The sequence below is a fragment of the Rhizobium sp. WYCCWR 11146 genome (assembly GCF_013591995.1).
In the GTDB taxonomy this organism is placed as follows: Bacteria; Pseudomonadota; Alphaproteobacteria; order Rhizobiales; family Rhizobiaceae; genus Rhizobium; species Rhizobium indicum.
Genome location: NZ_JACCEY010000019.1, coordinates 115,142 through 127,187, shown reverse-complemented (window position 1 = coordinate 127,187; position 12,046 = coordinate 115,142). Strand labels below are relative to the sequence as shown.

The following is a 12,046-nucleotide window of genomic DNA, read 5'->3' as shown; positions in this document are numbered from 1 at the left end:
CAGCCGAGCCGGCGCCGCCGCCTGATCCGGCGGCCGAACTTGCCGCCAAGCGTGACCAGACCCGTGCCGAACTCGAAACCCTGTCGAAGACAATCAACCTCTCCACCGACAAGGTGAGCGCGCTTCAGAGAAGCATTGCCGATCTCGAAAAGAGCACGGAAAGCATCCGCCAGGCACTGATCGATTCCGCCGCCCGCCGCAAGACGCTCGAAAAACAGATCCTCGAAAGCGAGAAGAAGCTTGCCGATCTTGGCGTCAAGGAGGATGGCATCCGCCGTTCCCTGCACGAGCGCCGCGGCCTGCTGGCCGAGGTGCTGGCAGCGCTCCAGCGTATGGGCCGCAATCCGCCGCCCGCTTTGCTCGTCACCCCCGATGATGCGCTCGCCTCCGTGCGCAGCGCCATTCTGCTCGGCGCCGTCGTGCCCGGCATCCGCAAGGAGACCGACAAGCTTGCCGCAGACCTCGCAAGCCTCGCCGCATTGCAGACCGCAAGCGCTGCCGAGAAGACCTCGCTGACCGCGACGATGACCAACGGCATCGAGGAAGAGCGGCGCATGGACCTGCTGCTTGCCGAAAACGACAAGCTCAGCCGCAGCAACGCCGCCGAACTCGAGGCCGAAAGGAAACGTTCCGGGGAGCTGGCGGGCAAGGCGACCAGCCTTGAAGGCCTGGTCGACTCGATGGAATCCGAGATCGCTTCGGTGCGGGATGCCGCCGCTGCCGCCCGTCAGGCCGAGGAGAACCGCAAGCTCATGACGGACGAGCAGCGCGCCCAGGCCAAGGCGCTTGCCGACAGCGGCGTGCCCGATAAAAACCGCATTGCGCCCGCATATCCCTTCGGAGAATTGAAGGCGAAATTGGAGGTGCCCGTTACGGGCGATATCCTGCGCCAGTTCGGCGATGCCGACGGCACCGGGCACGAGGCCATGGGAATGACGGTCGCCACCAATCCAGAGACAGTGGTGACGGCGCCTGCGGATGGTCTGGTGGTTTTCGCCGGCGCATTCCGCAGTTACGGCCAGATGATCATCCTCGACGCGGGCGATGGATACCACCTGGTTCTCTCGGGAATGGATACGATCAATACCCGTCAGGGAAAATTCGTTTTCTCCGGCGAGCCGCTTGCCGTGATGGGCGCGAAAAGAGTGGCAAGCGCAACTGCATTGGCGCTGGAAACGAACCGGCCAACGCTTTACATTGAATTTCGAAAGGACGGTAAACCGGTCGATTCCCGACCGTGGTGGACCGCCAAAGACACTGGAAAGGCACGCAATGATTCGTAGGGCTTCTCTTGTTCTGGTCGGCGCATTGATGGGTGCGACCGCAATGAGCGTCATTTACTCGGCGGGTGTGCCGGCAGAAGCGGCCGGATCCTCGACCTACAAGGAACTTTCGGTTTTCGGAGATGTCTTCGAGCGTGTGCGTGCACAATATGTGACACCGCCTGCGGAAGACAAGCTGATCGAGAACGCCATCAACGGCATGCTCTCCTCGCTCGATCCGCATTCGAGCTACATGAATGCGAAGGACGCCGAGGACATGCGCACCCAGACCAAGGGTGAGTTCGGCGGCCTCGGCATCGAAGTCACAATGGAAGACGAACTCGTCAAGGTCATCACCCCGATCGACGATACGCCCGCCGCCAAGGCCGGTGTTCTCGCCGGCGACTACATCTCCGAGATCGACGGCCAGTCCGTGCGCGGCCTGAAGCTGGAAGACGCCGTCGAGAAGATGCGCGGCGCCGTCAACACGCCGATCAAGCTGACGCTGATCCGCAAGGGTGCCGACAAGCCGATCGAGCTGACGATCGTCCGTGACGTCGTCGCCGTCCAGGCGGTCAAGTCGCGTGTCGAGGACGATGTCGGTTATCTCCGCATCATCTCCTTCACCGAGAAGACCTATCCTGACATGGAAAAGGCGATCAAGAAGATCAAGGACACCGTTCCGGCCGACAAGCTGAAGGGTTATGTTCTCGACCTGCGCCTCAATCCGGGTGGTCTGCTCGACCAGGCGATCAACGTCTCCGATGCCCTGCTGCAGCGCGGCGAAGTCGTTTCGACCCGCGGCCGCAATCCGGATGAAACCCGCCGCTTCAATGCAGGCCCGGGCGACCTGACGGATGGCAAGCCGGTGATCGTGCTGATCAACGGCGGTTCGGCTTCCGCATCGGAAATCGTCGCCGGCGCTCTTCAGGATCTGCGCCGTGCCACCGTTCTCGGCACGCGCTCTTTCGGTAAGGGCTCCGTCCAGACGATCATTCCGCTCGGAGAAAACGGTGCGCTGCGCCTGACCACGGCGCTCTACTACACGCCGTCGGGCCGCTCGATCCAGGGCACCGGCATCACGCCCGACATCAAGGTCGAGGAGCCGCTGCCGCAGGAACTGCAGGGCAAGATGGTGACCGAAGGCGAATCCAGCCTGCGCGGCCACATCAAGGGCCAGAGCGAGACGGATGAAGGTTCGGGCTCCGTTGCCTACGTCCCGCCGGATCCGAAGGATGACGTTCAGCTGAACTACGCGCTCGACCTTCTGCGCGGCAAGAAGACCGATCCGGCCTTCCCGCCGAACCCGGACAAGGCCGTCGTCGCCAAGTAATCGATCAGCTCAAGGCCGGGCACCTCGTCCGGCCTTGAGCCTTTCTGCTGTTTCCCGGTTTTGGAGCGGGCGAAAAATTGGGAACGGACCTGCATGCGCCTTTGGGCCGCAACCGCAAAACCGGCAGCCGGCGCCCAGGTATCCTGCGCCTCGGCCGTATCGCCGCCAGTCTTTGTCTTTTCGCGATAGGCGGCTTTTCCCTCTATACGGCATTTCGTGGCGATGGGCTTGAAAGCACCAAACCGCCAGCGACCGAACAAGCCGCAACACCCCCTGCCAATACCCCTCAGCCGCCGACGACGGCTGCCAACCAGGCGGCGGACGGCATGCCCCGCGCCGACCCGCGCTCGGGCGCCAATGTCGAGCAGATGGTCACCGGCGACGGCTCGGTCGTCACCAAATACAGCCCCCGCCCGCGCGACGGCGGCGGGCCGGTGCTGGTCGACGCCATGCAGATCGGCCAGGATCCGCGCATGGCAGCCCAGCCCAATGATGCGCTGCTCGAAGAGACACCTTTTGGCAGGCTGCCGATCGTCGGCCCCGATGGCCGGCGGCCGATGGATCAATATGCGCGTCCCTCGTCCGGCGCGCGCGGCGTCCGCATCGCCATCGTCGTCAGCGGCCTCGGGCTCAGCCAGACCGGAACGCAGCGCGCCATCGCCGACCTCCCCGAGGAGATCACCTTCGCTTTTGCCGCAAGCGGCAACAGCCTGCAGCGCTGGATGCAGGAAGCCCGCCGCGGAGGTCACGAGATCCTTCTCCAGGTGCCGCTCGAACCCTTTGATTACCCGGCGAACGATCCAGGCCCCGAAACGCTGCTGACCACGAAACCGGCCGCCCGCAACATCGAAAACCTGCATAAGGCGATGGGCGAGATCACCAACTATACCGGTGTCATGAATTATCTCGGCGGCCGTTTCCTGTCTGATCCGGCCGCCATGGAACCTGTCATGCGCGACATCGGCAAGCGCGGGTTGCTGTTTCTCGACGACGGCACATCGGCCCAGTCGAAGACGGCGGCGATCGCCAAGGGAACCGAACTGCCCTATGCCTTCGCCGACCTGCAGCTCGACGGCCAGCTTGATATCAACGCCGTCCTGAAGAAGCTCGACGAGCTCGAGCGCATCGCCCGCAAAAACGGCCAGGCAATCGGCGTCGCCTCGGCTTTCGATGAGAGCGTTGACGCCATCGCCAAATGGAGCGAGGAGGCGGCGATGCGCGGCATCGAGATCGTCGGCGTTGCCGCCCTTTCCAACGACCCCAAGAATCCTTGAGAGGGATCCTTGAGTGAACCCCTGAGAAGAATCCCAGAACGGAGAAGAGATGAGCCAGGCGACCGTGAAAGCCGAGGATCTGCCCTACCGCCCCTGCGTCGGCGTGATGATCCTGAACCGCGATGGCCTCGTCTGGGCGGGAAGACGCATCTCCGACGGCAATTCCGAATATGACGGCTCGCCGCAGCTCTGGCAGATGCCGCAGGGAGGCATCGACAAGGGCGAGGATCCATTGGACGCCGCCTACCGGGAGCTTTACGAGGAGACCGGCATCAAGACGGTGACCCTGCTTGCCGAAGCGAAAGACTGGATCAACTACGATCTGCCGCCGGCACTGATCGGCATCGGGCTGAAGGGAAAATTCCGCGGCCAGACGCAGCGCTGGTTCGCCTTCCGCTTCGACGGCGACGACAGCGAGATCGCCATCAACCCGCCGCCTGGCGGCCATGAACCGGAATTCGATGCCTGGGAATGGAAGCCGATGCGGCAACTGCCGGGGCTGATCGTGCCCTTCAAGCGCGCCGTCTACGACCAGGTGGTGGCCGAGTTCCAGCACTTGGAAACACTTCAATCGGAAGACTGATCACGGCAGGATAACCGCCTCCGTTTGCGCTCGGCAATGATGCCTCCGAAGAGTGCCGACCGCACCGACTTGCGTTCAACGGTGTCAAATCTGGCACACCGGCCGCCATCGGCGGCCGGCATCTCGTTCGAATATTATTCGGCTTCGTTGGCGGAATCGGCGTTGAGCTGGCCGTATTTGCTCTCGCCGATTTTCTCGAGCAGGTCGATCTGTGTTTCGAGGAAGTCGATATGACCTTCCTCGTCCGCCAGCAGCTCCTCGAAAAGTTTCATGGAAACGTAATCGCCTGCGTCATGACAGATATCGCGCGACTTTTTGTAGGCCGCGCGGGCGTCGTACTCGCCGGCAAGATCGGCTTCCAGAACTTCTTTGACGTTCTGGCCGATGCGCAGAGGTGCAAGGGTCTGCAGATTGGGATGGCCTTCGAGGAAGATGATGCGTGCAACAAGCCGGTCGGCATGGTGCATCTCTTCGATGGATTCGGCGCGCTCCTTCTTGGCGAGCTTGGTGTAACCCCAGTCCTCAAGAAGACGATAATGAACCCAGTATTGGTTGACCGCACCGAGTTCGAGGAACAAAGCCTCGTTAAGCCGCTCGATGACCTTTTTGTCGCCTTTCAATGTCCGCTCTCCTGTTTTCCTCATGGAATTGTTTCAAGCGGGACATGAAATCAAATATTTCGGTCTCCGTCGAGTGGCGACGGGCGTGATATTCCTCGGTTGTCTGGATAATGATGTCGACCACGTTGGGGAAACAGCCGCAGCAGCGGCCGCGTTTCTCCATGGCGTGGTAGACTTTCGCAGGCACGATAAGCTGCCAACAGTCTTCATCGAGAAGGTTGGTGATAACCTCCCGGATTTCTTTATCGCTTATATAATTGCAGCTGCAGACGAGCACGTCTTCATTCCAAACATGACACTGACTATCGTGTTTTCTGCTAAAGAAGATGGTGGCTGTCAAGAAAAAATTCGAGTCCCGCAGCATCAAACAGCGGTGTCCGGTGAGGCCTTCATGCATATCGTCCGGGATTATGCAGCGGTTTCAGGATGATGACGCCATAAGGGAAATGAAGGCGCGCCGCATGGTCTTGATCGCTGCAATGCATTTTTAATGAAAGTTGCGTCCGCGCGGCATTACCTCAGCGGTTTCCGCTGCACCCGCATGGCGGCCTGTGGCAACCATTCGTTTTTCCAGCTCGGCCCTCTCCTGCGCATTTACAAGCTTTTTCTGTCGCTGATCGACGCCCGGCCTCAGCACCTCGTCTGCCCGCTCGCAGACGCCGAAACGCCGGGCCTCGCGTTGCAGGATACCGAGCGCCGGCGTCATATCCTCGATATGCTCGACGACGGTATGGATCACCCCGCTTTGACTTTGCAGCCTGCCGCGGATTTTCACCAGCCGGGCGCCCATCACGACCGAGCGGTATTTGTCGAACATTTTCGACCAGACGATCGCATTGGCCACGCCGGTCTCGTCTTCCAGCGTCATGAAGATCACGCCTTTGGCCGAACCCGGCCGCTGGCGCACCAGCACGAGGCCCGCGATCGTCACCCTCTTTCCGTTCGCGACCTTCAACAGATCGACATTGCGTGTCACGCCGGCCTTGCGCAATTCCTCGCGCAGGAAGGAGACAGGGTGCGCCTTCAGCGACAGTGAGAGATAACGATAGTCCTCGATGACCTGCTCTCCCGGCAGCATTTCCGGCAGCTTCGCTACAGGCTCGGCCTGGAGGTCGACATGACGGACCTGCTCGAAAAGCGGCAGCTCCTCAGTAGCACTCCTCACATCCAGCGCCCGCACCGCCCAGAGCGCGTCGCGTCGTGACAGTTTGAGGGATTGGAACGCATCGGCATCCGCCAGTCGCTCGATGACGGATTTCTGCAGACCGGACCGCAGCCAGAGATCACGCACCGAGCTGTAGCCTTCGCCTCGATGGCTGACGAGCCGTTCCATATCGTCTGTCGAGAGACCCTTGATCTGCCGGAAGCCGAGCCGCACCGCATGCCGGGTCTTGATGATCTCGCGCATCTCATGATGCCGAAAATCGACGGCATTCAGATCGAAAGCGGCCTCTTCCAGACCGCAATCCCAGTTCGATTCATTGATATCGACCGGCAGGATCTTGACCCCGTGCTCGCGTGCATCCCGGACCAGCTGCGCCGGCGCATAAAAGCCCATCGGCTGGGAGTTCAGCATCGCCGCGCAGAAGACATCGGGATAATAGGCCTTGAGCCATGAGGAGGCATAAACGAGCAGCGCGAAGGAAGCGGCATGGCTTTCCGGAAAACCATATTCGCCGAAGCCCTTGATCTGGTTGAAACACTGTTGCGCGAATTCCTGGGTATAACCCTTTGAGACCATCCCCTCGATGAACCGCTTTTCGAAGTTACCGATCGTACCCGTTCTCTTGAATGTCGCCATCGCTCTGCGAAGCTTGTCGGCTTCCGCCGGTTCGAAGCCTGCGGCAGTGATGGCGATCTGCATGGCCTGTTCCTGGAACAAGGGCACGCCGAGGGTTCTTTCCAGAACCATTTCCAGCTCCTTGCTCGGATACTTGATCGGAATGTTCTTGGCCCGCTGCTCCCGGCGCTTGAGATAGGGATGCACCATGTCGCCCTGGATCGGTCCTGGCCGCACGATCGCCACCTCGATGACGAGATCGTAGAACACCTTCGGCTTCAGACGCGGCAGCATGCTCATCTGCGCCCGGCTTTCGATCTGGAAGACGCCGAGCGTATCGGCCCGGCCCATCATCTCGTAAACCGGCTCGCCTTCGTCCCCATGCTCCTTGTTACCGAGGTCTGCGAGCGTCTTCTTCACATCGTAATGCAACTCCAGCAGCGAGAAGGCCTTTCGCAGGCAGGTCAGCATGCCGAGCGCCAACACATCCACCTTGAGGATCTTGACGTTGTCGAGGTCGTCCTTGTCCCACTCGATCATGTAGCGATCCGGCATCGCCGTCTTCATGATCGGCACCACCTCATCGAGCCTATCACGCGTGATGACGAAGCCGCCGACATGCTGTGTGAGGTGGCGCGGGAACCCGAGAAGTTCGGACGCATACTGAAGAACGTTTCGGGTCACCGGATCCTTGACGTCGAGACCCGCCGCCTTCGCGTCCCGCTCCGAGAGATTATCCTCCGACCAGCCCCAGACGAGGCTGCTGATCGCCGACTGGACATCCTCCGACAGCCCAAAGGCCTTGGAAACCTCGCGGCCCGCCGAGCGCGTACGGTAGGTCGTCACCCCCGCCGTCAGCCCAGCATGTTCTATGCCGTATCTTTTATAGATGAACTGGATGACCTCTTCGCGTCGATCATGCTCGAAATCAACGTCGATATCCGGCGGTTCATCGCGATCCATAGAAATGAAGCGGTCGAAGAGCAGTGTGCTTTTTTGAGGATCGACTTCCGTTATCTCGAGGCAATAGCAGATGACCGAATTTGCCGCCGATCCGCGCCCCTGGCACAAGACCTTCAGTTCATAGCGGGCGTGCTGGATGATCCTGTGAACCGTCAGGAAATAGGAGGCATATTTCTTCTGACGAATGAGATCGAGCTCATAATCGATCTGTTGCGCCACCTTGGGCGGTATACCCTTGGGATAGCGTCTTGCGGCTCCCGCTCTCGTCAGCCTTTCGAGTGTCTCCTGCGGCGTTTCGCCGGGATCGTTTTCCGGCGGATAATTGTGCTCGAGTTCCTTCAGGGAAAAGGTCAAGCTGTCGAAAAATACCTGCGTATTCTCGATCGCATTAGGATAGTCCCGGAAGATCCGGGCCATTTCACGTGAATCTTTGAGATAGCGTTCGGCATTCGGCGCCAGCAGGAATCCGGCTTGCGCTATCTGTACATGCTCCCGGATCGCGATCACGACATCCGAAAGCGGCCGGCGTTCGGGATGATGATAAAGCGGCTGGTTGGTTGCAATCAGCGGCACGCGGTTTCGGGCGGCGAGCATGGAAAACACCGCAAAGACCTGCCTGTCGCGACCGTCATAGGCTGGCGCCAGCGCCATAAAAAAGGCCTTGCGGAAGCGTCTGCGAAACCGTTCCAGATAATCTTCCAGCGTCGACTGACCCGCCTGATGATCGACAAGGGTGCGATCCGGAACGAGGGTAAGCATCATCTCGTCCCCCCATTCCATGAGTTCCGCTTCCGTCAGGATGCAGCTTCCCTTGGCCGCTTCCTCCTTCAGATTGCCGGCGGTGAGAAGACGGCAAAGGTTCGCCCAGCCTCGCCGGTTTTGCGGATAGGCAAGGATATCAGGCGTTCCGTCGGAAAAGACGAGACGAGCGCCCGGCTGAATCCGGATAGGATCGAGGATGACCTCCATTTTTCCTTCCTTCTTCGCCTGGGCCAGAATCTCATCCCTGTTCTTGTATCTCTCCTCAAGCTGCTCCGCCTGCGCATGCGCTCGCACCACGCCGGCAACCGAATTCCGGTCCGCAATCCCGAGGCCGCCGAGCCGTAGACGAGCGGCCTGCACGACCATCTCCTCAGGGCCAGAGGCGCCTTCAAGAAACGAGAAATTCGTCCTCGTGCCGATCTCGAAGAATGCGCGCGCGATTGTCATGCGAACACGCCATGCATGAACCAGCGAGGATCAAGCGCCTGACCATAAAAGCCCCGCCGATAGATCCAGAAACGATGTCCAGTCTCATCCTCGATGCGGAAATAGTCACGCGCCTCGGCGTCACTTCCATCGATCCACCACTCCATGGCAATCCGTTCCGGCCCTTCGCTTCTTGCCACCTGATGCTGCATGCGCCGCCAGCGAAAGATCTGCGGCGGACCATCGGGCACTTCAGCAAGTATGGTCTCGACGGGCTCCGGCGTTGCAAAGAGCCGCAGCGGGCGCTTTTCGCGGAAAGGAAGCTGGATGTCCTGCGCTGTCTTCCGCCTGGGAAGGCTCTCCATCACAGGAACCGTGATGACGGCGCGTTCCGGCACATGGCTCTCGCGGAGCTGGAAGCTTTGCAGGCAATCCGCACCAAGCCGGGCCGAGACCCGGTCGACGAAGGCCGAAAGCGAGACCTCTCCCTGACGGTCGCCCTCGAAATCACCCTGCGCCTCGTTGAAGGGATCGTGCCGCAACACATTCAACCGCAGGATCTCGAAACCATAGCCGGCATCGAGATCGTCATAGACCGCCTGCAATCGCTCGGAAAAAAGCCCGGCGATGAACTTTGGTTCGCGAAGCGGCTGCGAAGCGCCGACGGAGATACGAAAGACCCTACCGTCGACGCGGAACAGGACCAGTTCGAACACCCGCCCGCCAGCCCCCCGCGCCTCCAGCGACGGCTGCAGCGATAAGGCGACCTGCCTGGTGACGGCAAGGATCTGCTCTTCCGTCCCGATGGGCTCGATCAGCCGGCTTTCGGCCGAGAGGCTGGCAACAGGACGCCGGGGCGAGACCGGCTCCTCTTCACGTCCCAGCGCCTGGTCGAGACGCAGAAGCAGCTCCGGGCCGAACCGGCGGGTCAGCGGCGCTCGCGGTGCATCGATGACGTCGCCGATATATTTCAGACCGAGCTTCTTCAGGGCATCGACGGTTTGTCCTTCCAGCCGCAAGGCTGCAACCGGCAAGGACATCAGTACATGTTCCGTCTCTTCGTCCTCGATCACGCCACTTTGCCCGAAGCGGGACGCGGCCCAGGAAAGGCCGGGTGACGATGAGATGGCGCCGCGGGCATCGAACCCCATATGAAAAAGCCGCGACAGCACATCCTTGAGAAGCGTCTTTTCACCGCCGAAAAGATGGGCGCAGCCGCTAATGTCGAGAAACAGGCCGTCCTTGCCGTCAAACGCCACCAGCGGCGTATAACGGTCGCACCAGTCGGCAATTGCCTCCAGCAACCGGCGGTCGGCCGCCGTATTCTCTTCCGCGACCTCGAGCATCGGGTACATGGCGCGCGCTTCGGCAACGCCCAGCTCCTTCTTCAACCCCAGCCTTTCGGCCAACTCGTCCAGTGCCGTCAGCCGCATGGCATTGTTGAGCTTGCCGGAACAGACGATAGGCGGCGTCTCAGGACGCCCTTTCGAACGCCAGGAGAGCCCCCATCGCTTGCGGGCGATGCGATCCGTTGGCAGATGCGGGAAGCTGAGCGCCAGAATGCGCTGACTGTTCGCTTGGAGGACGAACGAGGTTTGGTTCGGCGACAGGGAGAAATTCGCGTTCATAGGGATTCCACTCCAGAAGAAAGGAGAGCGGGGCCGGATTTCGGCTCTTCTCCAGCGTCAGACGGAAAATCGGATTGCCGATGCTGCCGGAAAGTGTCGATCCATCCGGCAACGACCGCAGAGCGGACGGGGCTGGTTCGACATGCAGACGGAAGACCGCACTGCTTGCCTCCTCCGCTCCGGCCTGACGGACAAGAAAGAGCGGACGGCGGGCAGTATGCGCCCTGAGACTGAGCCGGCGGCTTTCGGTCGGGCCGAAATGGACGGGATTGCCCCGCACTTCGAAGATGACGGCCGAGAAGGCAGCGCTTTCCACCGCCACCTCCGCCAGCCAGAGGGCCTCGTCCAGCTTACGCGGCGCCGCATGGAAAAACCGCTCCGGGCTCAGTCCGAAATCCCGAAGCCCGGGGGCATAGGGACGGCCGGCCTCCAGCGTGCCGACGGCATCGCCGATCCAGAGCAACGGCAGAAGGCGGCCGGCATCCGCTTCCTGTTTTTGCAGCCGCGCGGCAACAGCCATCGCCAGCCCGCTTGCAGCACCGGCATCGCGAGACAGAGCGGAACGGAATTCGGTGATCGCATCGAGCGGCAGGCCGCCTTCCAGCGCCCCGTCGAGAAACTCCACCCCAAACGGCAGGGGCGGCAGCGTGCGCTCCTGGCGGGTCTTACGTCCTTCCGCCACGGCTTCCCGTTCCGCTGCAGCAAGCGCCGGCGCGGGCCTTCCCTCCAGTCTGGCGATGGTTTCGCGGAGCGCAAAAAGCCGCTCGCGCGCCAGGGCGTGCTGCGCCATGGCGTTCTCCAATCCGTCTTGTTCCTGTTATGTTCTTATAGATTCCAGAGAGCTAATGAAGAGTCAACGGCCATTTTCTATGAAAATATTCCTGCCTTTGATTCCGCACTCGAAAATCGGCGATAAAGGTTCTATATGGGCCCGCAAAGGAAGGAATATTCATGGCCCGCATAGACCAGAGCGATGATTGGCGGGACCGCCATGCGCCGACGATCAGCGCCTTCGAGTCGCTGGCGATGGAGGCCTACAGCCATCTCCCGGATGAATTCCGCCAACTGACGACCAACCTCACGATCGAGATCGAAGATTTCCCCGATGACGACGTTTTCGAGGACATGGCGCTGGAAACCCCTTTCGATCTGCTCGGCCTTTTCGAGGGCAGGGGCATTTCCGAACGTTTCACGGTGGAAACCGGCGAGATGCCGAACCGCATCCGCCTCTACCGCCGTCCCATTCTCGACTACTGGGCTGAAAACGACGAGACGCTCGGTGACATCATCACCCACGTCCTGATCCACGAGATCGGCCACCATTTCGGGCTGAGCGACGATGACATGGAGCGGATCGAGGCAAGCGCCGAGGAAGCCGCCGAACGATAGAGCGCCGCGCGTCCAAGGACGCGCTA

The 12,046-nt window shown here is 60.9% G+C and carries 10 protein-coding genes; 5 read left to right on the top strand and 5 right to left on the bottom strand.

Annotated elements, in window-relative coordinates; all coding sequences use genetic code 11:
* The 4 genes from HX899_RS13825 to HX899_RS13810 all read left to right on the top strand — a co-directional run.
* Window positions 1-1,283: murein hydrolase activator EnvC (locus HX899_RS13825; RefSeq protein ID WP_246697106.1), on the top strand; the 1,283-nt coding region annotated here is incomplete at its 5' end.
* Window positions 1,273-2,595, top strand: a complete 1,323-nt coding sequence (locus HX899_RS13820) for a S41 family peptidase (RefSeq protein WP_017995549.1) — start codon at window positions 1,273-1,275, stop codon at window positions 2,593-2,595. The genes HX899_RS13825 and HX899_RS13820, both read left to right, overlap by 11 nt.
* A gap of 77 nt (window positions 2,596-2,672) precedes the next feature.
* Entirely contained in the window at window positions 2,673-3,869 is a 1,197-nt protein-coding gene (locus HX899_RS13815) for a divergent polysaccharide deacetylase family protein (RefSeq protein ID WP_181292671.1), read from the top strand.
* Window positions 3,870-3,918: 49 nt separating this feature from the next.
* Entirely contained in the window at window positions 3,919-4,452 is a 534-nt protein-coding gene (locus HX899_RS13810; RefSeq protein ID WP_138331945.1) for an RNA pyrophosphohydrolase, read from the top strand.
* A gap of 134 nt (window positions 4,453-4,586) precedes the next feature.
* On the opposite strand, the gene bfr is transcribed toward HX899_RS13810, so the two are convergent.
* From bfr to HX899_RS35070, 5 genes are all read right to left on the bottom strand, one after another.
* Complete coding sequence (gene bfr, locus HX899_RS13805; protein ID WP_003543950.1) at window positions 4,587-5,072, bottom strand: bacterioferritin; 486 nt, start codon at window positions 5,070-5,072, stop codon at window positions 4,587-4,589.
* Window positions 5,038-5,436 carry a (2Fe-2S)-binding protein gene (locus HX899_RS35075; protein WP_138331946.1) on the bottom strand — a complete coding sequence of 133 codons (399 nt, stop codon included), beginning with the start codon at window positions 5,434-5,436 and terminating at the stop codon, window positions 5,038-5,040. The genes bfr and HX899_RS35075 overlap by 35 nt, the downstream gene beginning before the upstream one ends.
* A gap of 123 nt (window positions 5,437-5,559) precedes the next feature.
* Window positions 5,560-9,024: an error-prone DNA polymerase gene (locus HX899_RS13795; RefSeq protein WP_181292670.1), complete on the bottom strand. Its 3,465-nt coding sequence runs from the start codon at window positions 9,022-9,024 to the stop codon at window positions 5,560-5,562.
* The gene (locus tag HX899_RS13790; protein ID WP_348647915.1) at window positions 9,021-10,466 is read right to left on the bottom strand and encodes a DNA polymerase Y family protein; all 1,446 of its coding nucleotides are present in this window, start codon (window positions 10,464-10,466) and stop codon (window positions 9,021-9,023) included. The genes HX899_RS13795 and HX899_RS13790 overlap by 4 nt, the downstream gene beginning before the upstream one ends.
* A 10-nt stretch (window positions 10,467-10,476) precedes the next feature.
* Window positions 10,477-11,421, bottom strand: coding sequence for an ImuA family protein (locus HX899_RS35070; RefSeq protein WP_246697105.1), 945 nt, complete (start codon window positions 11,419-11,421; stop codon window positions 10,477-10,479).
* Window positions 11,422-11,582: 161 nt separating this feature from the next.
* Between HX899_RS35070 and HX899_RS13785 the strand changes: the two genes are divergently transcribed.
* Window positions 11,583-12,020, top strand: coding sequence for a metallopeptidase family protein (locus tag HX899_RS13785; protein WP_003543974.1), 438 nt, complete (start codon window positions 11,583-11,585; stop codon window positions 12,018-12,020).
* Window positions 12,021-12,046 lie beyond the last annotated feature (26 nt).